The 21,538-nt window shown below is 52.0% G+C and carries 20 protein-coding genes and 1 pseudogene; all 21 read right to left on the bottom strand.

The window, feature by feature from the left end; all coding sequences use genetic code 11:
• Positions 1-73: 73 nt before the first annotated feature.
• The 21 genes and pseudogenes from ACLTD4_RS02645 to ACLTD4_RS02545 all read right to left on the bottom strand — a co-directional run bounded on the left by ACLTD4_RS02645 (position 74) and on the right by ACLTD4_RS02545 (position 21,522).
• On the bottom strand, positions 74-1,132 hold the full coding sequence (locus ACLTD4_RS02645; protein ID WP_117634004.1) for a sugar ABC transporter substrate-binding protein: 1,059 nt from the start codon (positions 1,130-1,132) through the stop codon (positions 74-76).
• 47 nt (positions 1,133-1,179) lie between these two features.
• Entirely contained in the window at positions 1,180-2,124 is a 945-nt protein-coding gene (locus ACLTD4_RS02640; RefSeq protein WP_117634005.1) for an NAD-dependent epimerase/dehydratase family protein, read from the bottom strand.
• An 11-nt stretch (positions 2,125-2,135) separates the two neighbouring features.
• Positions 2,136-2,903 carry an SDR family NAD(P)-dependent oxidoreductase gene (locus ACLTD4_RS02635; RefSeq protein ID WP_002601383.1) on the bottom strand — a complete coding sequence of 256 codons (768 nt, stop codon included), beginning with the start codon at positions 2,901-2,903 and terminating at the stop codon, positions 2,136-2,138.
• Between the two features lie 22 nt (positions 2,904-2,925).
• Entirely contained in the window at positions 2,926-3,714 is a 789-nt protein-coding gene (locus ACLTD4_RS02630) for a 3-keto-5-aminohexanoate cleavage protein (protein WP_055658855.1), read from the bottom strand.
• A 14-nt stretch (positions 3,715-3,728) separates the two neighbouring features.
• Entirely contained in the window at positions 3,729-5,996 is a 2,268-nt protein-coding gene (locus ACLTD4_RS02625) for a M24 family metallopeptidase (protein WP_055658854.1), read from the bottom strand.
• Positions 5,993-6,418 carry a hypothetical protein gene (locus ACLTD4_RS02620; RefSeq protein WP_002601386.1) on the bottom strand — a complete coding sequence of 142 codons (426 nt, stop codon included), beginning with the start codon at positions 6,416-6,418 and terminating at the stop codon, positions 5,993-5,995. Before ACLTD4_RS02620 ends, ACLTD4_RS02625 begins: the two co-directional genes overlap by 4 nt.
• A 500-nt stretch (positions 6,419-6,918) precedes the next feature.
• Positions 6,919-7,284, bottom strand: coding sequence for an ACT domain-containing protein (locus ACLTD4_RS02615; RefSeq protein WP_117634006.1), 366 nt, complete (start codon positions 7,282-7,284; stop codon positions 6,919-6,921).
• 19 nt (positions 7,285-7,303) lie between these two features.
• Positions 7,304-8,968 (bottom strand): methyl-accepting chemotaxis protein, encoded by a 1,665-nt coding sequence (locus ACLTD4_RS02610; protein WP_117634007.1) that lies wholly within the window; start codon positions 8,966-8,968, stop codon positions 7,304-7,306.
• A 131-nt stretch (positions 8,969-9,099) separates the two neighbouring features.
• The gene (locus ACLTD4_RS02605; RefSeq protein ID WP_117634008.1) at positions 9,100-9,978 is read right to left on the bottom strand and encodes a helix-turn-helix domain-containing protein; all 879 of its coding nucleotides are present in this window, start codon (positions 9,976-9,978) and stop codon (positions 9,100-9,102) included.
• 184 nt (positions 9,979-10,162) lie between these two features.
• Positions 10,163-11,139 (bottom strand): annotated as a pseudogene (locus ACLTD4_RS02600) (AraC family transcriptional regulator).
• A 230-nt stretch (positions 11,140-11,369) separates the two neighbouring features.
• Complete coding sequence (locus ACLTD4_RS02595) at positions 11,370-11,609, bottom strand: ribonuclease HII (RefSeq protein WP_117634009.1); 240 nt, start codon at positions 11,607-11,609, stop codon at positions 11,370-11,372.
• A 118-nt stretch (positions 11,610-11,727) separates the two neighbouring features.
• Positions 11,728-12,642 carry an AraC family transcriptional regulator gene (locus tag ACLTD4_RS02590; RefSeq protein ID WP_117634010.1) on the bottom strand — a complete coding sequence of 305 codons (915 nt, stop codon included), beginning with the start codon at positions 12,640-12,642 and terminating at the stop codon, positions 11,728-11,730.
• A 25-nt stretch (positions 12,643-12,667) separates the two neighbouring features.
• A complete protein-coding gene (locus tag ACLTD4_RS02585; RefSeq protein ID WP_181988601.1) occupies positions 12,668-14,743 on the bottom strand; it encodes a HelD family protein in 2,076 nt (691 codons plus the stop codon).
• Complete coding sequence (locus tag ACLTD4_RS02580; protein WP_055658838.1) at positions 14,730-15,581, bottom strand: helix-turn-helix domain-containing protein; 852 nt, start codon at positions 15,579-15,581, stop codon at positions 14,730-14,732. The genes ACLTD4_RS02585 and ACLTD4_RS02580 overlap by 14 nt, the downstream gene beginning before the upstream one ends.
• A gap of 109 nt (positions 15,582-15,690) precedes the next feature.
• Positions 15,691-15,843: a hypothetical protein gene (locus ACLTD4_RS02575; RefSeq protein ID WP_181988598.1), complete on the bottom strand. Its 153-nt coding sequence runs from the start codon at positions 15,841-15,843 to the stop codon at positions 15,691-15,693.
• Positions 15,844-15,848: 5 nt separating this feature from the next.
• The gene (locus ACLTD4_RS02570) at positions 15,849-17,276 is read right to left on the bottom strand and encodes a DUF512 domain-containing protein (RefSeq protein WP_117634012.1); all 1,428 of its coding nucleotides are present in this window, start codon (positions 17,274-17,276) and stop codon (positions 15,849-15,851) included.
• Entirely contained in the window at positions 17,273-18,148 is an 876-nt protein-coding gene (locus ACLTD4_RS02565; protein WP_412331099.1) for a class I SAM-dependent methyltransferase, read from the bottom strand. The genes ACLTD4_RS02570 and ACLTD4_RS02565 overlap by 4 nt, the downstream gene beginning before the upstream one ends.
• The gene (locus ACLTD4_RS02560) at positions 18,114-18,806 is read right to left on the bottom strand and encodes an ABC transporter ATP-binding protein (protein WP_117634014.1); all 693 of its coding nucleotides are present in this window, start codon (positions 18,804-18,806) and stop codon (positions 18,114-18,116) included. The genes ACLTD4_RS02565 and ACLTD4_RS02560 overlap by 35 nt, the downstream gene beginning before the upstream one ends.
• A complete protein-coding gene (locus ACLTD4_RS02555) occupies positions 18,799-19,734 on the bottom strand; it encodes an ABC transporter ATP-binding protein (protein ID WP_117622091.1) in 936 nt (311 codons plus the stop codon). The genes ACLTD4_RS02560 and ACLTD4_RS02555 overlap by 8 nt, the downstream gene beginning before the upstream one ends.
• Positions 19,734-20,561 (bottom strand): ABC transporter permease, encoded by an 828-nt coding sequence (locus tag ACLTD4_RS02550; RefSeq protein ID WP_025529197.1) that lies wholly within the window; start codon positions 20,559-20,561, stop codon positions 19,734-19,736. Before ACLTD4_RS02550 ends, ACLTD4_RS02555 begins: the two co-directional genes overlap by 1 nt.
• On the bottom strand, positions 20,554-21,522 hold the full coding sequence (locus ACLTD4_RS02545) for an ABC transporter permease (protein ID WP_117634015.1): 969 nt from the start codon (positions 21,520-21,522) through the stop codon (positions 20,554-20,556). The genes ACLTD4_RS02550 and ACLTD4_RS02545 overlap by 8 nt, the downstream gene beginning before the upstream one ends.
• Positions 21,523-21,538 lie beyond the last annotated feature (16 nt).

Below are 21,538 nucleotides of genomic sequence, written 5' to 3'. Positions count from 1 at the left end.
TCCTTGTTTAAATGGGGAGCCTGCGCGCACCCCCGCGCAGCGCTCCCCGCATATACCTCGCCGTTTCTGCTGATTAGAAATATTTCTTCGCCAGCTCGTCACGTTCAGCCGCTTTCTTCTCGTACTCTTCGATATTATCCTTCGTACAAACCTCGTAAGGAATAATATAATCGGATATTTCCTCGCCCTGGGCCGCTAAAATGGCAAGGCGCAGCGCATTTTCTCCCTGTGCCAGACCATCCTGCCAGATGGAACAGTCCACTTTTCCGTCCTTGATTGCTTTTAAGATCACCGGATCACAGTCCATTCCCGCCAGCTTGATTTCCCCCATCTTGCCCGCGTTTTCAACAGCTGTAATGACACCGGTAAGCTGACAGTCTGCCATACACAGGATGGCGTCTACGTCCTTTCCTGCCTGCAGCCAGTTCTCCACAAGTCTCATGGATTCCTCCGGAGACCAGTTTCCCGTATCGTGTACGACCAGCTCCACACCCGGATTCTTGGCCAGCACCGCCTCATACCCCTGTGCCCTTAACACCTGTGCGGAATGCCCCAGAACCGCATCCACGTAAGCCAGCTTCGCATCGGGACCGCATACGGAGATGATTCTCTCCATCTGGAGTTCACCGGCCTGCTCGTCGTCACAGCCCACATGGGCCGTGTTTCTCGTGCTGTCCGTGACGGTGTTTAACGTGATGATCGGAACGCCTGCATCCGCCGCCAGATCCACGGCTGCCGCACACTGAGTCTTGTCTACCGGCTGAATAATGATGGCGTCTACTTTTTTACTCACAAAGGTTTCCACCTGGCTGAACTGCTTCGCCGGATCGTCATCTGCAAATACCACTTCCATGTCGATATCCTGTGCCTTCGTCGCCTGATACTCATACATGGCCGATGTAAAATACTGAACAAACCCGCTCTGATTTCCCTGCATGGAAATGCCGATCTTTATCTTCTCTCCTGCCTCCTTATTCTCCGCAGCGGCCGGTTCCGCAGCCGCCTCTTTGGCCGCCTCCGTCGTCTTCGGAGCTTCCGCCGTTCCCGCCGGAGCCTGTTTCTGTCTGCATCCCGCCATCGATACCACACATGCTGCTGCCAAGATAACCGTAACCATACGTCCTAACTTCATATCTTCTCCTCCTTGTTATGAGCACTCAGTGTCTGTCTCTCAGACGCTTACATGCGGCTTTTGAATATTTCCACGCTCTGCCTGACCCCTTCAGCCAGAGGCGTCACCGGCACTTCCCCTATCAGCCGGTCCAGTTCATTTCCGCTGACATTCTTTGGAAATGGCAGCGGTTCGTCTTTAAATGTAATAAGCCCCTTCGCCTGAGGACACGCCTCCTCGATGGCCTTCACCACTTCCGTCATATTTACGGAATTTCCGGCGAAATTGAAGCAGTGAGCCCCCTCGTACTCTGCCTCTGCCGCCATGATAAATGCCTTCGCCACATCGTCCACATACTGGAAATCGAAATCCCCTCCGTACGAAATCTCGTATGCTTCTCCCTTGACAGCGGCCTTCATGGCGGTCGTCGGGGTGGACGTCATCCCCTGGTCTCTCAGTGGTCCATAGGCCACGTAAGGTCTTAAACCAATACTGGAAATGCAATCCTTTTCGTAGTATATCCTGGCGCTCCACTCATTGGCCTGCTTGTACACACCGTAGTGGGCGTGAGGATGGAACGGCGAACGGTTGTCGTAGACACCGCCCTCATACTCTTCCGTCAGGCCGTAAACCGCCGTGCTGCTGGCGTACACCAGCTTCTTTAATCCGCAGGCCTTTACCGCCTCGAACATATTGACCGTGCCTTCCACATTTACCCTGGCGCCCAGAACCGGGTCCGCCTGGCAGAACGGCATCTGCATTGCAGCCATGTGAATGACCGTGTCGATCTCATCGTCCTTCAGAGTATGAAGAAGCAGCTGGTAATCGGTAATATCTCCCTTTACCACATGGATCTTCCCGATTTCCTCCTTTTCCATAATCAGCTCCAGCACAGACAGCTTCTCCGGGCTGCGCACCAGCGCATAAACCTCCCGGCCTGATTCAATCAGATTTTTCACCACCCAGCCGCCGATACAGCCGGTGGCGCCTGTAATAAAATAACGTTTTCCCATGTAAGCTCCTCCTATTTTGCCGCCCAGCCGCAGTCTACCAGTAAGTCAGATCCCGTAATGAAGGACGCCCCGTCGCTGGCCAGAAAATAGATGGCTTCGGCGATCTCGGATGGCTCCGCCCAGCGTTTAAAGGCCTGCTCCGCTTCCCTTACCTTCTTTACATCTTCAAACGGAAGTCCGGTGCGGGTCGCCTCCAGCTGTATATCCGAACGCAGCATGGGAGTATCCACAGATCCCGGGCTCACGGAGTTGACTCTGATGTTGTAATCCGCCACCTCCCAGGCAACCGCCCTCGTAAACGCGATGACCGCCCCCTTGGTCGCCCCGTAAATGGCATGTTCCGTCTGACCCACGTGGCCGGATATGGACCCCAGATTGACGATGGATCCCTCCTTCTGCTGTTTCATCATCGGAAGCACCAGCTTCGTCAGGACAAAGGTTCCGCCGATATTGACCTTGGCCACACGCTCGAATTCCTCGAATTTCGTGTCCTCCAAAGGCTTTACGACCACAATTCCCGCATTATTGTTGAGCACGTCGATTCTGCCATAGACTTCGATCACAGTATTGATGAAATTCTCCATGGCCGTCTCATCCTGGACATCGCCCACGCAGGAGAGGAATTCTCCCCCCATTTCAGTCACCATTTCTTCCGTCCTGCTGAGCGCCGGACTGATGTCGATCATAGCAACCGCATACCCTTCCCTGGCAAATTTTAAAGCCGATGCCTGACCGATTCCATTGGCCGCGCCCGTTACAACCGCAACTTTCTTCCCCATAGTCTTATCCTTCCCTTTTCCTTTATAATCCCAGCATCTCCCGGGCCTGGGCCGCCGTTGCCACTTCCCGCCCCAGACTCCTGGAAACGTCTGCAATCTCCTGTACCAGCTCATGGGTCGTGCATACCTTTCCCTGCTGGTTAAACGGATAATCCTCGGTTCCCACGCGCACATGGTCTCCATTTAAGATCGCCGCCGCAAGTATATCCATCTGCTCCTCACACATAATTGTTACGGTGCAGGCGCAGTTTTCAGGCATCAGCCTGCGTCTGTACAAATACTCTTCCACGGTGGCCGGTGACCATGTGCCGCCCGGCCATCCGAAGAACAGTGTCGTAATGTATGGAGCGTCTAAAAGACCTTTCTCTATCAGCTGGTTCAAATTCCAGATGGAGCCTGTATGCCAGATTTCAAATTCGGGTTTTACACCGTACTTCCTGCAGGCCGCCGCGTATTCTTCCAGCTCTGATAACGGGTGAAGCACATCACAGTTCACCTCTTTAAATGCTTCCGCATGATGGTTGGCAATGATTGAAACCATGTCATACTTCAGCTCAAACAGCTCGATTCTCTCCTGAAGCGGAATGCTTGACATGCCGCCCTGGAGGATGATATCAGAGCGTTTCTTTACCTCGTCATAAACTTCCTTCCACTGCCCCTCGGCATGGGTATGCAGTACAGCGGCTCCGGCTTCCCGGCAGAGTGCCGCTTCCTCCCCGATTTCCACAGCGTTTCCCGGATATGCCACCTCCGGATGCAGCCAGCAGATGTTTGGTGTCGCTACGATCACCAATGGTTTTTCCTTTCTCATGTTCGTATCCCCTCTCATTTTTCTATAATTTGTTTTGGAATGGTTGTAACCTTCTTACAGCCATCCCCTGTCACCACATACGTATCTTCCACGCCAATCAGGGCGCCCCCGAATTCCTCCCAGGCCTCGATCTCGAACACCATGTTCTCTTCAAACGGGCCGTCTATATTACCCAGGGTTCCCAGGATATGTACGTCCTCGCACTCCATGCCCATGCTGTGTCCGATGGAAAATGCCAGGCTGTTCGGATACTTGTTCTGATACCATGCTTTGGCTTCCTCTCCCAGCTCCTTCATATTAGTTCCCGGCTTCACCCGCTCCTCAATATAATGCTGGAATTCCAGCAGCGCGTCGATATGGGCCTTTGCCGCTTCCGGTGTCTTTCCGATGATCACATGGCAGTTGATATCCGCCACATACCCTTTGTAGCTGGCGCCGAAGTCGAGACGGATAATCTCTCCCGCCTGAACCTCCCGGCCGGTTCCCGGCGCCTCCGGATCGGAATCCCCGATGGTCATGGTCAGATGATCCCAGTCGGAGGCGCCCGCCTCCAGCATGGCCTTCTTGCCGATTGCAAGGAGCTCGTTGTCCGTCACGCCCACGGCACAGGCGTCGATGCACGCCCTCAGCGCCGTCTCCGTGATCTCGGTAGCCTTCAGGATGTATTCCATCTCCTTCTCTGATTTGACCAGTCTCATGTCGCGGAATGCCTGATCGGCCTCCACCACTTCTATGGCAAGCTTCGGATCGTTCAGCACATCCATCACGTATTTGGGAGCGGTGGATTCCACACCCACCCGTTTCCCTTCCATTCCCCACTGTTTCAGCTTCCATTTGAGGGCCTTCTGTACATCGCGGGGACTCTCGATTCCCACACTGTCCGCGGCCCAGCACATGGTCTCCGCGCTCTTAAAGACGTTCCAGTGAAATACGGTGTTCTCTCCCGCTTTTCGGATCAGCCCCATATAGGGATACTGGTTGGCCAGGGAAGCCAGGATCGGATTCGCCGCACTGTGAAGCACCGGCAGCCCCGTCGTGTAGTATACATGGATAGGTGAGGTGGCCAGCAGCAAATCCAGTCCGTATTTCTTCATCACTCCCGCAGCCTTTTTCTTATCGTAACCAATGGGATCCGCCATCTTAATCTCCTTTAAATTCTTATTGATCGGAATAGAAGGCGCCAGCTTTTCCAGTATTTCATGGGTTCTGCCTTCCTCGCCCATCTTCCGTACCTCCTCACAGCGCACCGGCCGTTTTTCAATATGTGAAAGGTAACCGGTCAGAATCGCCTCAATGGCATGCATGGCCTGGTACGGCGTGAACTCCGGAACCGTATGATCCAGAATGCACCGGGCGAAATGCTCGTCCTCCCTCTTCACCGAGATGGGATAGTACTTCGGAAACGGCGCGTGCTCGCACTCCGGTTCATACCATTTCTGGCGCATCCGTTCGTCCTTTGACGTCATGGAGTAGACTCGTACCGGCTTTTCCCACGCATGGTTCTCAAAGATCGTTCCCTCTGTTCCGTAGACCTCCAGGCTGTTAAATGGTGGTGTCATCTGTGTAAAGCTGACCATAACGTCTGCAATGGCTCCGTTTTCATATCTGGCGATGGCCGCCGCGTTGTCCTCGGCCTTCTCCGGCAGATTAATCATCTGCTTTGCCAGCACCGCGGTCACTTCCTCGCAGCGGCTTCCCATAATATATTCGATAGTGGCAAATTTGTGGGCCGCCATGTCCATGAGGGACCCGCCTCCTGCCTTGATGGGGTCTCCCTTCCAGAAGCCGCTCTGGCTTAAGCCGGGAATTTCATTGACTCCCTCATAAGCCCGGATCATCGTCACCCTGCCGATGGCGCCCTGTTCAATCAAGTCGTGCACACAGTTGTGTGCCGGAAGGAAGCGGTGATTCTCCGCAATCATAAAGAGCACATGGTTCTCCTCGCAGGCGTCTATCATGCGTTTACATCCCTCCAGCGTGGTACCCATGGGCTTTTCACACAGCACGTGTTTTCCTTTTTCAGCACACTGCACGACAATGTTGTCGTGATAAACGTGGGGTACCATGACCAGCACCGCATCAATGTCGCTGTCCAGCATGTCGTCCAGCTTCTCATAGGCTGTCATCGGGTTGTTTTTATATTTCTGAGCCATTCTCTTTGCATTTTCATAGTTGATATCATAGATGGCCGTATATTCCAGAATCTCTGAACCTCGTATGCCGTTTGCATGGAAGTAAAATGCGCCTCCGCCTCCGACTACTCCAAATTTTATCTTTCTCAAGCCCCATACCTCCTTGCTGAATCTGTTATTTCATCCAATACATTTTCCAGAATGCTGATAAACCGGATTGCGCCGTCCTTGTATCCGATGTAGTCCACGTCCCCGTTCATGTGGGCTACCGCCGAATATACCCGGCCGTTTATGATATCCAGTGCAACCGCCTTGTGAATCCGGAATGTCACGTCCGGAAGAGATATGGTGCCCTTCACAGTCCTGCAGCTTCCGTTCTCAAAGACAATCGCGTAGGAATACTCATCAAATACAAACTGGAAGCTCTCACTGTATCCTTTCAGTGTAAAGGTAAGAATGTCATCCGAGTTGCACACCTGTTCAAACAGAACAAATATATTGTCGAAATCCGCTTCGTTCAGTCTGTCCTCCAGAATCTTCGTTCCTGTTTCAAACATCAAATCTTCATCCATCGCATTTCCCTCCTTTTTGTTGTTCGCGTTTTTGCTTTTTATCCCCTTGCAAGTTTACTATAACAATCTTTTTTGCCCATTTCAATTCTCAACCTTGAACTTGTTTCACTATATGCAACAACTGATTACTTTCTCATGAACCGAAAGGGGTTTTGTCTTTCAGCCATCCTCTGCAAAGCGTCTAAATGACGGATCGCAGTCAATAAAATCAGTGGTTTTTTATCTATTTCCGACAATCAATATTTTTTTACTGGTAAAACGCACAATTTTATCTTTGAAATTCCCTGAAGTTTGTGAACACTTTTGTAGGGGTTATGGTGTATATTAATAATTGTAAACCCCCCCAATACATTATATAGTTTTTGCTACACCCCATAAGAAACGAAATACCTTCTCCGAAAAAAGGACCAGCTCCCCCGGCTGATCCTTTTTCATTGTCTTAATATATTATTTTGCCCTGTGAGAAAGGGGCGGCAGACTCGCGTCCGCCGCCCCTTTCCCTATTTCACCAGATAGCCCTTCTCCGCGAGCGCTTCCGCCGCCCGCAGGAAATCTTCTTTCTTCGTCAGAACGTAATCGGTGTTATACGTGGAAACAACGAAAATACCGATCGAATGCTTCGCCAGGACTGCCGATATATCCGCCAGGATTCCAATCAGGGAAAAATCCAGCACTCCCTCGATCCGAAACGCCTTCCAGCCATCCGCTCTGTCCGTCGTCTCCTCCGGAACATGCTCCGTTCTGCACACCAGTGATAATTCCTCATCCGTTTTCCCGATAAAATAAAACGAATCCGTCAGATTGACTCCTGACAGGTCCCGGATTTTACAAACCGAGAAATCGTCGTTTAAAAGCTTTATTTCCATGTAACTTCCTCCTGCCACCTTATTCCATCATATTATCGCGTTTGAGCTGAAAGGCGGCTACTATACCGTCTAATCTTCTCGCTTCGGCGGAGAGTGTCTGGCTGGCCGCCGCTTCCTCCTCGGCGGTTGCCGAATTGGACTGCACGATCTCGGCAATCTGTTCCATGCCGCCGCGTAAGAGCCTGATGTGCTCCGCCTGCTGGGCCGACGCGGCCGATATCTCCCGCACCAGTCCCATCGCCTGATTGGAAGCAGACACGCCCTGCTCCAGAGCTTCGGCTGTTGCAGCGGCGATCTCTCTGCCCTTTCTGACCGCCGTGTTGGCATTCTCAATCAGCTTCGCCGTATCCCTGGAAGCCGCCGAGCTCTTTCCCGCCAGACTCCTCACTTCCTCCGCGACCACGGAAAAGCCTCTGCCCGCCTCCCCGGCCCGCGCGGCTTCGACGGCGGCGTTCAGCGCCAGCAGATTCGTCTGCAGAGCAATATCCTCGATCACCTTTGTAATTCGCTCAATCTCTTCGGAAGCGTGTGTGATATCATTCATGGCGGCCGTCAGCTGTTCCATCTGAGCCTTTCCCGCCTCCAGCACCCGGACCGCGTCCTGGGAGACGAGACTGGCCTCGCCCGCATTGCGCGCCGTACTGTCAACCTCATCCGAGGCGGCTTCCAGCGTCGCCGCCAGTTCCTCCACCGAAGCGGCCTGCTCCTGGGCCCCCTCACTCAGCGTCATGGCGCCGTCTGCCACCATACCGGCACCATCTGCCACCTGGGCGGACGACCGGACGATCTCTTCCAGCGTATGATTTAACCGCAGCGTAATATGAACCAGAGATTCCCGGATGGAGCTGAAATCCCCGACGTAATCCAGTGTGGGACTCACCGTTAAGTCATTGGCCGATATCCGTTCCAGCACGTATGCCAGCTCTCCGATATACTCTCTCAGACGTTTTACGGTAAGTTCAAAGGTTCCTGCCAGCTCTCCGATCTCATCTCCCGACGTAATTCCAGATACCACAGGAGCATTAGAAGCAATTCCAAAATCTCCCTGTTCCACCGTGCGGGCAAACTTCCTGAGGCCGGCGAAGGGAAGCGATATGGCTCTCTTTGTGAAAAACAGAATCAGTCCAACGCCCGCCGCCGCGCAGATCAGCCCCGCAAGCCCCATGGCCCACAGCGCCCGATACATCGTGGACTTCGCCTCATAACTCGAGACTCCCGAAAAAATGAGCCCTTCAATCGTCCCATCCACTCCATGCAGCGGTACATAGGAGCATACATGGGGGACACCCAGGATCGGGGTCTCTCCTACAAATGATTTTCCCTCTGAAAGGACTATCTCTGCAACTTCCGGATCCAGCGTCGTTCCGGTGACGCGCTCTCCATCCTTTATGATCGTGGTGGCTGTCCGCTTATCTCCCTGAAAGATCGTATACTCGTAACCGGTCTGAGCCTTCAGTTCATCGAGAAGCTGCGTCCTGTCCCGATCCCCGTTTTCCGCCTTCGAAAGCTCATAATTCAGCAGATTCGTTCCCTGCACACACTCCGCCTTCAGCATGTCCATGAACTGCCTGTGGAAAATGATTCCACAGAGAGTAATAACAAAAGCTGTGCTCACACACAGCAGGGCACCAGCCAGAATACTGAATCTGGCGCCTAGTTTCAGTGACTTTTTATGGCGCTCCATACGTGGCCCTCCTGGAATTAATTTCCCGGTCCTTTCTGTTAATAAGAAATATTCTGCTTAAACATATCACGAGGGCTTATGTCTGTCAAGAACTTTGAAAGGGCTTTCAATTCCAGGAGGAACGGCCTGTTTTACAGTTTTTTCACCGGAAGCAGTTCTATATATCCTCTGGTACCGACCGGCTCCAGCTGAATCCGGGGATTTTCGCTGTCCCACCGGTATCCCGCGGCCGACGGCTCGTATCTCTTAATCGCTGTCTGAACCGCCTCGATCGCTGCGCAGTAGTCTTCTTCCTCAAAGGGTTCCCCCTGGAACATGAGGTATTTGGCCGCAGGGAGTTCGATCACATCGAAGCCCTCCGGAACCGGACCGTCGTAATCCATGGTGACCTCCACGCCCTGTACATAGACTGAGGTTCCGGGCTTACGCAAGGACTCCGGAAGCCAGAGGCATACCGGTTCCCCGCAGAGGGATTTCATGCTGGTTAAGAGTCCCCAGACATCACAGCCCACCTCTTCACAGTAGGGGAAGTAGTCCTCCGCCTTCACCCCTCTCTTGATAATCACCTTGCGCTCCGGTTTGTCGATTGCCTGAATAAACACGTTTTTCACATTTTCCATTACATTCCATTCCTTTCTGATCTCTCTGTATTTGACGCCATACGGGGTAAACAGATACAAAGGAACCGGATTCCCGGCGTATTCGCGCGGATTGCAGCCAAACTCCCGGAAGAACGCCCTCTGGTATCCATCCACGCTGCCGAACCCATACTCAAACGCCACGTCTGCAATTCTGCACTGCTCGTCTCTCAATTTCAGTGCGGATTCAGAGAGGCGCAGCCGCCTGATATAGTCGGCCGGAGTCTGGTTCGTCCACTGCCGGAACAAACGGTAGGAATGCCACGGCGAAAACAGCGATACCCTGGATAAATCAGCCAGCGTAACCGTCTCCTTTAAATGCTCCTGAATATAGTCCTGCATCCTCTGAACCGCTTCCACCTGTTCCTTCATGACTGTCTCCTCCTGTTCTGTGCACCCAGCGGGCGTCTTGAACCGCTTGCGTGCAATTTTGTCATCTTCACCTAAAAAGTTTCTTCACGAACTTTCTGATGTATCTGACACGCTTATCATACAAAAAATCAGAAAAATACTCTCGACCTTTTTTGCTGAACGGAATTCTGATACAGCCGCCTCCTTACCGGGATTCCTGTTCCTGAACAGGCAGCGGCATTACCCACACCTCCATGTAAAGATCGGATTCGTTGCTCCTGTAGTACTTTTCCGCTGAAAACGGCAGTGTTGTCAGGCCATGCGCCGGCAGCCACGTTCCGAATAAGTATTTTCCCGCCTGATCCAGCGCGATGGTCACCAGTTTTTCAAACGTCTCCGCCTCAATTCTGCATACCAGATACTCTCCCACAGGGAGTTCCCGCTTCACAAGCGTGGAAGTGGAAGCCGCTGCCGCATTCGACTTTGTCTTTGCTTCCATTCCTGCTGCCTCTGCGTCCCCCTCCGCCAGGGCCCCGGCAAAATAGAGAAATGTCCCTGCCTCCGGATCTGCCATATGCGACATCCCCATTTCCGGCCCATCCGATGCCAATCCATCCACAGATGGTTTCATTTCATGGAATGATTTCCACAATTGCCCCGGGACATCGATTCCGGTGCTCTCCCCCGCCGGCACCTGCCTCTTCATCTCCACGGCAGTCTCCATTCCCAGGTAAGCCTCGGGAACCGCAAGCCGCCTCCGCTCGATCTCCAGAACAATCTCACCCGCGATCAGCGGCACGCCCTCATCCACCAGCTGATATCTCATGGACAGCTCCGGCTTGTCACACGTGTTGAGCATGGGCCAGTCCTTCCTGTACTCCTCCGGTGAGATGCCGTAGGCCTCCTTAAACGCCCTTGTAAATGCGGCATGGCTGGAAAATCCATACTCCACAGCGACATCCAGAATCCGCTTTTCCCTGTCGGCAAAACGGAAGCCGCCATAGCCAGACGCCTCATCTTAACGTATTCCAATACCGGCCGCCCTGTCAGCCGCTTAAACAGCCGCTGAAAATAGAACGGGGAAAGGCCGGCCGACTGTGCCAGCGCCTCCGTGCTGATATCCTCCTGTAAGTGTTCCTCAATAAAATCCAGTGCTCCTTCGATTGCTTCCCATGCGTGCATCCTCTTGTCTCCTTTCAATTTCTGTCTTTCTATCCTCGTTTTCTGACCTCATTATTTTATCACGCACACACTTTGCCCGCTATCCGTCCAGTGCCCTTTTTTCCGCTTCCCCAGACTCCCCCTTCCCCAAAGCCTCCGCCCTCTGCACTGAATTCACCGGGCGCATTCCAAAACAGCCCGGTGTGCCATTTCAGCACATCGGGCCGTTTCGTTGAATTCCATGGCGGCGCTCAGCAGTCCCCCACATAATAATTCACAATACTCAGGTAATCCGCTGGTGTGGGAACCTCCAGGCACAGACTCAGAATCTTCCTGTTCCTCTGATATTCCGCCTGAAGCTTCGCCTGGATTCCGTATTCTTTGTTTATATTTTCTTTTCTTCCATCAGAGTCCACGATATAAACGGGCCCCGTACAGCCATTGACAGCTTTCAAAAATTCCTTCATATCTAAAATCCTGAATTTCATCATATCTATCCCTCCTGAACAAAACCGTCCGGCACGCCGGACACTTGCACTGTCTGATCTGTTGTCTTCTTTTACAATATCATTATAGTGCAGTTTATTTCAGGAAAATATCATCTTACTGTCAATCTATATCATAATTCCGCCATTTGCTTCGATACTCCATGGGACTGCATCCGATGCGTTCCCGGAATACCTTTCCGAAATAGCTGCTGCTTCCCAGTCCGCAGGACTGACAGATCCTGGTGACGGAGTCATCCCCTTCCGCCAGCATGTGGCACGCCTTCTGTAAGCGGTAATCTGTCATATATTCCACCGGCGTCATCTTCAGGCAGTCATGAAACGTGCGGAAGCACTCCCTCTCGCTGATATAGGCGGCTGCCGCAAGCTCCGCCACCGAAATCTTATCCGCGCAGTGTTCATGGATATACACCATCATCATCTTAATCTTTTCACTCGGCCTGCTGCCCTGGGCGCCATCACCGCAAAGGGGCTCTGCAATCGCAAGCAGACGGCACCACAGCTCCGAGAGAAGGGCCCGCAGGCGGATCTCGTAACCATACTCATCCTCCGAAAGTTCAAACGATTCCCGGAGAATCTCAAGGAACTCCGCGTGCTCCGGCCGGTCCGGATAAAGCCCGATCATCTCGATACCAGGGGCTGTGACGAGCGGCCGCACGTATTTCTGGTCAATCCGGCTTCCCGTCTGCCCGCTCACCAGCAGCGGATCGAAAATATGAATCATGGAAACCGACGTCTTCTCCCCCTCCTTCACCCGCGACATGTGGAGTACATTGGAGTTGACGAAGCCGGCGGAGCCCTGTGGGAGGATGATCTTCCCCTGGGGTGTATCATACTCCACCGCCCCCTCTTTCATATAAAACAGTTCGACTTCCTTATGCCAATGCCACGGCGACTGCTTCCCCAGATGCTTCTCCAGTTCCACATAGGAAGCGATATAAGGGAAATCCGGCGAAAAATCAGGCAGCTGCTCTTCATAGCTTCCCGGCTTTAATTCCACAGTATGGATAACTTTCATGGCGACCTCCTGTCTCTGGTCTCTATTATACCAGAACGAGAGGCTGCTGTAAAAAGGAACTGCTGACCAGTTCCGTTCTTTTTCCAGAGTACAGCAGCGTCAGTTCATGCATGGCTCTCGTACAGGCAATGTAAAGCAGGCTGCGGTCATACTCTGTCCTGTAGCTTTCATGGTCTGCATCCGCAATGATAACCTCGTCGAACTCCAACCCTTTTGCCATCTGAATGGAGGTGACTGTCACCCCATTCTGAAAGCTTGAACTTTCCGGAGTAATTAAACTTACGTTACAGTCCACAGAAAGAATCTCATACAGCTGAGCAGCCGATCGATTTGTCTTTAAAATAACTCCCAGGGAAACGTTTCCCCCATTTTCAAAAGTACGGATTTTCCGCTTAATCTCACGGATCTTTTCCTGCTCATCAGCACAGGAGATTATGACCGGCGCTCTCCCATGCCGTTCCACCGGCTCTAAGGACACAACATTCTGAACGCTTTTGGCAAATGTCATAATTTCATATGTAGACCGGTAGCTCTTACTCAGCGTGACAAACTCTGCTTCCGGATAAATTGTTCTTAAATCCTCCAGAGAATAACGGTAATGGGGATTGATGGACTGACCAAAATCTCCCAGAATTGTTTTGGGGCACGGAAACATCTGATTCAACACCGCGTACTGAACCGGCGTATAATCCTGCATCTCATCGACCACCAGATGTTTCGTAACTCCGCTTTTCTTTATCCCGTCAAAAGCCGCCCGCAGGTACATAAACGGGTAGACATCCGCCCACTCCAGAGTCTTTTTAGATGGCATGACAAACAATTCCGGCCGCCCAAGCCACTTATAAAACGCCCGATAGAGAGCAAACGAATTCTTAATCGTGAGCATGGAGTTTAAACTCTTCAAAATCGTTCCCCGCCGCGGAAGATCTTCTTCCATAATATTCTCACTCTGGAACCGTTCATAAATATCATCCGCTGTCATGGAAAGCCTCTGCTTTACCGGATAACCGCTGTAGGCGCGGAATCTGGCCCTGATCCACTCCCTGTCCGCCTTAAATCTCCCAAAAATATAATCGGTTGGTACAAACAGGAGGTCCGGCAGCTGCCTGATATATTCATCCATCTCTGAAACGAATTTCATTGAAGACTTGTACCGTACCCTTCGTATCCACGCTTCCTCCCTCGCTTCAAGCGGATCGTGTTCCTTCTCGAAACCGATGATGCCTTCCAGCTGTATATCAGCAAGCTCAGCAAATCCCAGTTCATAGATCGGTTCCTCTCCAAGCTCCGGTATAACATTAGAAATATAATCTCCAAACACTTTATTCGGAGACAGTATTGTCACATTTCTGGCACTCAGCTGCCGTTTATGACGATAGAGCAGAAATGCGATCCGGTGGAGTGCAATCGAGGTCTTCCCCGAGCCCGCTACCCCCTGTATCACCAGGGTTTCCGCCTTTTCGTTTCTAATGATCCGGTTCTGCTCCTTTTGAAGGGTGGAGATGATAGATTTCATCTTCTCATCGGAGGTATGGCTCAGCTCTCTCTGTAGAATCTCGTCCTGTACGTTAGCGGAGCTTTCCAAAGCGTATTCCATCACCCCGTCCTTTATTTTAAACTGGCGTTTCCTTGTCAGTCTCCCTTCGATCCTTCCGGATGGCGAGTCATAGAAAGCCGGCCCGGTTTCAAAATCATAAAACAGACCGGAAACCGGGGCACGCCAGTCATAGATCAAGAGGTCATTTTCATATTTAAAGGTAAATTTGCCAATATAAAAGGCTTCCGCTTCTGTTTCGTCTTCCCCACAAAAATCAACTCTGGCAAAGTACGGGGATTCCTTCAGTTTCATGAGCCGGTTACGCACCTCCACGGAAAATGCCCCCGTCCGATCCGTCTGTTTTAAAAGAAGCTCATTCTGAAACATTTCATGGGGATCGATTTCACCCCTGTTCTCCGCCATATACCGCTTGGAAGCCTTATACTCCCGGTCCAGCTTCTCTACATCTTTTTCCGCCCTCTCAAGAGCATACTCCAGCTTCTTATTCATATCCTCCAGATGAGCCGCCTCATCCGGAAACGGAATACTGCTATTGTCCATTATTATTTTCCTCCTGCGGCAGAATAAAACGCTGTGTCGGATATCCATACTCCACCAGAAGTTCTGCCTCCGCAAATCCAAGTCCCTGAATCTGCTTTCGCTGCCCGGTATCTGCCCGATCTCCTTCTCTGTATGTGGTAATACTTATTTCCTTCCCTTTCATCAGTTCTCCCATCACCTTATGCAAAAATGCTCTGGGGATCCCCTTTTTACGATACAGCGGATGACTTCCCATGAAATCAATACTCCCAGTCTCACTGGAGAATAACAGAATTCCTACTGCAGTATTCCCATCCTTCAATATCAGGGCTTCTTTTGCCTCTATTTTCTGCTTAAGCACACCAATATACTCGTTCTCACACAAATATGGAAATCCGTCCACCACCAGTCTTACCAATTCCATCCAGCATGAGATATCCCCTTCATCTGCAAATGTGATATTCCAGGGGATGTCTTTCCTTTCACTCAACATGGCATAACTCCCTTCAAACCTAAATCTCATCAGCAGCGGATAGAACCTCTCATTTTCCCGATACTTATTCGGCGGCATCTTATACATATCCGTAAAAATAGTGGTAAAGGCCTGTTGGCTCTTATAGCCGGCCATCAGCGCGATCTCGATAATAGGCCTGTCTGAAAAAACCAGAAGTTTTGCTGCTTCTGTCAACTGTCTCCGTTTGATATATTCATGGATCGTAAGGCCAACTGTATCCGAAAATACACGGTGCAAATGGTATTTGGAATAATGAACCTCTTCTGCAATCTCGTCCAGTTCCAGCTTTTCAGTCAGATTATCCTCGATAAACCCAATTACCTCCATTACTTTATCGATGCGTTTCATGGGCTGCCTCCTTTCTGCCAGGTACCCATTATAAACGATAAATAGCTTACTGTTTTTATCAATCTTGCTCATTTTATAACATTAACAGTATCCTGTATGCCTGCTCCCCCTACTCCTTCGCTTCTCTCTCCCGGTTCTTCAGCGCATCGATATGCTCCCGCGCCTTCTGCATATTTCCGTACGGATCTCCTTTTACAGGGTCAAAATCCATATTATAACGGCCCCGGTGTACACCAGGCTTCTTATCTGCATCCTTTAACACGGCACTCACTCCTCTTCCTTTCTGTCATAGGCCTTGATATAAACGAAGTTTTCATTATCCCGCTCCATCCGGTAGGCCGGATTCAGCAGAGCCTCGACAAACTCCTTACCGCCTGAATCCACCGCCACCAGCTTCATACCAAGTTCCCGCTCCACGTCCGCTGTCGTAAGGTCGTCCAGGAACACCGCTTCGCCCATGCGCAGCATATTGGAGGGGATCTGAAGCACAGCCCCAAGGTCCTCCCCCTGGCACTGACGCTCCTTGAGCTGGCGGATCAGATCCTGTCCCGTAATCAGCCCGGATACCGTAATGGTCTCTCCAAAGAAATCATTGCGTATCCAGTATACATGAATGGTCAGGCCGGGAAACGCCTCCATCATCCGGGATGCAAAATCGCAGATGGTTGGATACGTCAGTTTCCCCGTCGCAATGGTCAGCGTGCGTCTGACGCTTTCTCTCAGGCTGCGGTAATCGTCGCTGTGCACGGCCTCCTTAAGGGCCTCGCCGAACTCATCGATGAACATTCGCATCATGCCCACGCCGTTTTCCAGCTGGATATACCCGTCATACCGTTCCTCTGTCGGAAAATCCCGGCCAGCCGTGATATACCATTCATCGCTGGCATGAATAAAATGGAGGCCGTATCTGTCGTAATACTCCTGCTGATGGCTTTCGATCAGGTCAATGATTTCACCGGCCTCCTCCTTCGTATACAGCTCGATCGGGAACAGTCCCTCTCTGTACTTGGTGATTCCGGCCGGAACGACGCTGACACTCCTTAAAAACGGCAGATACTGCGACAAATCCCGGATAGAGCGTTCCAGCTCCGGTCCGTCATTGACGTTCTTACAGCACACGATCTGGCCGTTCATCTCCACCCTTCCGTCATACAGCTTCTTCAGATATTTGAGCTTCTCTCCGGCAAATCTGTTGTGAAGCATCTTGCAGCGCAGCTCCGGATTCGTGGTCTGCACCGATATATTAATGGGGGCCAGCTGCATACGGATAATTCTGTCGATGTCCTGGTCCTTCATATTCGTCATGGTAATATAATTTCCCTGCAGAAATGACAGACGCGAGTCGTCGTCTTTAAAATACAGCGTCTCCCGCATTCCCGGCGGCATCTGGTCGATAAAGCAGAAAATACACTGATTGCTGCAGGAACGATAATCACTCATCAGGCCATTATCAAACTCCAGGCCCAGATCATCGTCGTATTCTTTTTCAATTTCCAGTTCCCATTCCTCGCCATTGGCTTTTCTGATGAGTACTTCGATATATTCATCCTTGATTAAGTATCTGTAATCAAAGATATCTCCTATTTTTTCGTGATTAATGGAAAGCAGGATATCTCCCGGTTCTATCTCCAGTTCTTCCGCGATGGAACCGGGGTATACCTCCTTTATCACATGTTTGTTCTCATTTCTGTTCATGAAAGCTGTTCCTTCGGTTTCCAGTAAACCAGCGCACCTCGGAAAGAATACTCATATTCCAGTTTTCCTTCCTCATTGTATCGAAAATAGTTCTGCAGAATCTGACTGATCTGCTCTTTGTGATCCTTCACCCAGTCCGCGCCGGCATCCACCCTGCTGGTCTCGCCCGACACCATCTGTTCTAAATCGTCGTATAGAAACTTCTTCTTCAGAGGAATGACCGTCATACCGGCATCGATTCCCATGGCGTAAAGCACATTGATAAAATAGATCATGTCCTTTTTCCCATAGGTCAGCCTGCATCCCAGTTTCCTCTTCATTTCCATATAGTATGGCGGCATAAACCCCATGTTCATACCTGCAATGCACATCTTTTCTGCTGTTTCGTTCATTTTTCGGAAGCATTCCTCCAAACTGCGCATCCGATAAAAGCAGTTATATCCAAAAACCACATCGTAATGCTCCGCGGAAGAAAATGTCTCCCACTTGCTGCACACCCCGGTCACGTGACGGATCTCCTGCTCCCGCGCTGTCTGATCGATATAGGAGAGTACCTCCGGAGAGATGTCCACACAGGTCATGCGGCCGCAGAGCTTCGCCAGCTCCATCGTGTAATTTCCCCATCCCGGACCAATCTCCAGGATGGAGGCGGTCCGGCAGTCTGCCAGCAGCTTCCTGACCGCCTCCATCACCGTCTCAGCCGTATCATCACGCTGGTAACTCCTTTTTCTTCCCAAAAAGCCCTTCCAGAACTCCCGCTCCGCCTCGTCGTCGGTCTGGCGTCTCGAATAGGAACCGTCCGGCAGCGTGATAGCTTCCTCCCAAAGCCGGTTAAAATCAGCGATTTTCACCCGCTCCTCCAGATATGTCATAAAGTCTGCCTCCTTTCAATTCCCTCTTTTCATCTGTGAACCAGGAAACCACCTCTCTGTCATGGGATATGAAGAGATATGCGATTCCTTCCCGCTCCTGAATTTCCTTTAAAATATTTAAAATCTGAGCCTGCACCGACACATCCAGCATGGATGTCGCCTCATCCAGAATCAGCACCTCCGGTTCAGGCAAAAGCGCACGGCACAACGCGGCCCGCTGTATTTCCCCTCCGCTCACCTGATGCGGATAGCGGTCCAGCACCGCGCGGCCCAGTTTTACCTGGGCGAGCAGCTTTTTAAGCTTCTGATCCGCCTCCCGGCAGCCATAGACTTTCGCCGCCTCCATCACGCTCCTTCCGATCTTCCAGTTGGGATCCAGAAACGATTCCGGATGCTGGGAAATATACTGCACGCGCCGCCTGAACTGCTTCATGAGCCGCCTGTCTTTTCCATTCACGGTCTGACCGTGGAAACAGATCTCCCCGCTGTCCGCGGGCTCCATCATGAGCAGAATTCTGGCCAGCGTGCTCTTCCCGCTTCCACTGGCTCCCATCAGTCCCAGCGTCTTTCCCTTTTCCAGCTGGAGACTGACGCCGTCCAGCACCTCCACCGTCTGCCTTCTCTGGTAGGCTTTCGTGATCTCCCGCATCTCAAGCATACTGAAAACACCTCACAATCCGGCCCTCTGTCTCATAGCCCTCCGGCCTTTCACAGAAACACCGTTTCTCCGCGTCAGGGCATCTTGACGCAAACTTACATCCGCCGATCTGTTCGCCGGGCGCGGGAGCGCAGCCCTTCATGGGATGCATACCGTTTACCGGCAGCGACTGTAAAAGTCCCCGGGTATAGGGATGCTTCGGATCGGCCAGAACATTTTTTCCAAATTCGATCATCTCGCCGCTGTACATCACTGCCAGACTGTCACAGAGACCCGTGGCAAGCTGAAGATCATGGGTTATGATAAGCATGCCCTTGATCCCCCTTTTTTTCACCGTATAGAGGGTCTCATAGAGCTGATGCCGCAGCGCCTCATCAAGCCCCTTGGAAGGCTCGTCCGCAATCATCCATTCCGGGCAGGAGGCCGTTCCCATGGCAGCCGCCGCCCTCTGGTTCATGCCGCCGCTCAGCTCAAAGGGATAGGACGACAGCACCCGTCCGGCCTGCTGGGGCTCAAATCCAAATTCCACCAGGAGTCTGGCTGCCATTTCGTTTTTCTGGCCCTTCTGGTTTCCCACGGCCAGCGCCTCCCTGATCTGCCCGCCGATTTTCCGCACCGGATTAAAGGAGTCTGCCGGATTCTGAGGAATCAGCCCCAGTTTTCGCCCCCGCAGCTTCCTCATCTGTCTGGAGTCCAGCGATAAGAGATTCTGTCCATTCAGCCAGATCGCGCCTTCCGTCCTGGCGTAGGCGGGAAGCAGGCCCAGAATCGCCATGCCCAGCACAGATTTCCCGCATCCGCTCTCTCCGATCAGACCGGTGATCTCTCCCGCCGCAAACCTGGCATTTACGTGGTCAACCGCCTTTACGAGTCCGTCCTTCACTTGAAAATGCACCACCGCATCCTGGACGGTCAGATTATCATCCATCAATAGCCTCCTGCCTCCCCTCTCTTGTGATCCATCAGATCCCGCAGCATGTCGCCCACCAGATTGATCCCGAGAAGCAGGAGCACCAGACACACGCCCGGCGCAATAATCAGATGGGGATAGGAACGGAAATTCATTCTGGCATCGTTTAACATAACACTCCAGTCCGGGTTAGGCGGCTGTATGCCAAGCCCCAGAAAGCTGAGTCCCGAAATGGACAGAATACAGCGGCCAATCCTGGTGGCAAACAGCACAACCGTATTGCCCTTCATATTGGGCACGATGTGTTTCCAGATAATCGCCTGATCGGAGACGCCCAGAATCTTAAGCCCCTTCACGAAATTCTCCTCCTTCAGCCGCAGCACCTCCGTGCGGATAATCCTGGCAAATCCGGTCCAGCTGGTCAGCACAAGCGCGATCATCAAACTCTGAAAGCTCGGTCCCATGATCCCGGCGATGGCGATCATTAAGCTGGTTCCCGGCAGTCCCTGAAAGATATTCATGCAGACAAGGATCACATCATCACAGATGCCTCCGTAATAGCCTGCCAGCGTTCCCACCGCCATGCCCGCCAGCATGGACAGCACAGTCGCTGTCAGGGAAAGAAGAATCGAGCTCCTTCCGCCGTACAGGATTCTGCTGAAAATATCTCTCCCCAGCAGATCTGTGCCGAATAAATGGGCCGCGGACGGCGTCCTAAGTGTCTGGGACATATCGACGGCATTGACTTCATAAGGAGCCAGCACAGGCGCCAGAACACTGCCTGCCAGAATCACGGTCAGTATTACAATTCCGATGATTCCCGGAATCATCTGTCTCTTACTCATTTCTGCCTCCCTCCCCGCGCTTTCCGCCGTCTCCCAGCCGTATCTTCGGATTGAGCCATGCGCATAGTAAATCTGCTGCGAGAGAAACGGTGACATAGATCACGCCGGTAAACAGCACATATCCCTGAATCACCGGATAATCCCTTGAGTGAATGGCCTCCAGCACGTAGGAGCCGATTCCCGGAAGGGAAAACATATTCTCAATAATCACGGAACCTCCCAGCATTCCCCCCAGGTAATTACCGAACAGCGTAATCACCGGAAGCACCGCGTTGGGAAACGCGTGACAGAGCATCAGCCTGCTCTTTTTAATCCCCTTTGCGTCAGCCGCCAGCATATACTGCCTGCCGAACTCCGTCAGCATGGAAGACCGCATCAGCCGCTGGGTCATGGCGATATTGGCGCAGGCCAGCGTGACCGACGGCAGAATCATATGACGGATGCCTCCCACGCCATTGGTGGGGAGCAGCTTCCATTTTTCACCAAACAGGATAATCATGACGATTGCCAGCCAGAATGACGGTACTGCCATCATAAGATTTGTAAGAAATTTCATTCCCTGATCGGGCGCGCGGTTCACAAACGCCGCAGAGAATATTCCGAAGGATATCCCGAAGACGCACACCAGTGCCATCCCGGAACATGCCAGTTTAAGCGTCATGGGCAGGCGGCGGAGAAGTTCTCCGCTCACCTGCGATTGATCGCTGTATGATCTGCCTAAATCTCCCTGCAGTACCTTTCCCGCCCAGCGCAGATACTGGACCGCACCGGGATCATTTAATCCCAGCTCTTCCCTCTTGGCCTCTAAAAGCTCCGGCGTCACCTGAGAGACGCCATCCCTTCCAAGGGCCATGGCCGCAGGGTCTCCCGGTGTCAATAAGCCCAGCATGAAGGCCATGACGGAAATTCCGATTAACACAGGAATCACGGACAGAATCCGCCGAACTATATATCGAAGCATCTCATACTCTCCCTGT

The organism is Hungatella sp. (assembly GCF_046966825.1).
The sequence above is the reverse complement of the archived record's forward strand: the minus strand, read 5'-3'. Positions and strand labels throughout refer to the sequence as shown.

What these genes read in the sequence shown, in the direction of transcription:
- ACLTD4_RS02645 (WP_117634004.1), bottom strand. Translation starts at nt 1,132, where the DNA reads ATGAAGTTAGGACGTATGGTTACGGTTATCTTGGCAGCAGCATGTGTG.
- ACLTD4_RS02640 (WP_117634005.1), bottom strand. Translation starts at nt 2,124, where the DNA reads ATGGGAAAACGTTATTTTATTACAGGCGCCACCGGCTGTATCGGCGGC.
- ACLTD4_RS02635 (WP_002601383.1), bottom strand. Translation starts at nt 2,903, where the DNA reads ATGGGGAAGAAAGTTGCGGTTGTAACGGGCGCGGCCAATGGAATCGGT.
- ACLTD4_RS02630 (WP_055658855.1), bottom strand. Translation starts at nt 3,714, where the DNA reads ATGAGAAAGGAAAAACCATTGGTGATCGTAGCGACACCAAACATCTGC.
- ACLTD4_RS02620 (WP_002601386.1), bottom strand. Translation starts at nt 6,418, where the DNA reads ATGGATGAAGATTTGATGTTTGAAACAGGAACGAAGATTCTGGAGGAC.
- ACLTD4_RS02615 (WP_117634006.1), bottom strand. Translation starts at nt 7,284, where the DNA reads ATGGAAATAAAGCTTTTAAACGACGATTTCTCGGTTTGTAAAATCCGG.
- ACLTD4_RS02610 (WP_117634007.1), bottom strand. Translation starts at nt 8,968, where the DNA reads ATGGAGCGCCATAAAAAGTCACTGAAACTAGGCGCCAGATTCAGTATT.
- ACLTD4_RS02605 (WP_117634008.1), bottom strand. Translation starts at nt 9,978, where the DNA reads ATGAAGGAACAGGTGGAAGCGGTTCAGAGGATGCAGGACTATATTCAG.
- ACLTD4_RS02595 (WP_117634009.1), bottom strand. Translation starts at nt 11,609, where the DNA reads ATGATGAAATTCAGGATTTTAGATATGAAGGAATTTTTGAAAGCTGTC.
- ACLTD4_RS02590 (WP_117634010.1), bottom strand. Translation starts at nt 12,642, where the DNA reads ATGAAAGTTATCCATACTGTGGAATTAAAGCCGGGAAGCTATGAAGAG.
- ACLTD4_RS02580 (WP_055658838.1), bottom strand. Translation starts at nt 15,581, where the DNA reads ATGAAACGCATCGATAAAGTAATGGAGGTAATTGGGTTTATCGAGGAT.
- ACLTD4_RS02570 (WP_117634012.1), bottom strand. Translation starts at nt 17,276, where the DNA reads ATGAACAGAAATGAGAACAAACATGTGATAAAGGAGGTATACCCCGGT.
- ACLTD4_RS02565 (WP_412331099.1), bottom strand. Translation starts at nt 18,148, where the DNA reads ATGACATATCTGGAGGAGCGGGTGAAAATCGCTGATTTTAACCGGCTT.
- ACLTD4_RS02560 (WP_117634014.1), bottom strand. Translation starts at nt 18,806, where the DNA reads ATGCTTGAGATGCGGGAGATCACGAAAGCCTACCAGAGAAGGCAGACG.
- ACLTD4_RS02555 (WP_117622091.1), bottom strand. Translation starts at nt 19,734, where the DNA reads ATGGATGATAATCTGACCGTCCAGGATGCGGTGGTGCATTTTCAAGTG.
- ACLTD4_RS02550 (WP_025529197.1), bottom strand. Translation starts at nt 20,561, where the DNA reads ATGAGTAAGAGACAGATGATTCCGGGAATCATCGGAATTGTAATACTG.
- ACLTD4_RS02545 (WP_117634015.1), bottom strand. Translation starts at nt 21,522, where the DNA reads ATGCTTCGATATATAGTTCGGCGGATTCTGTCCGTGATTCCTGTGTTA.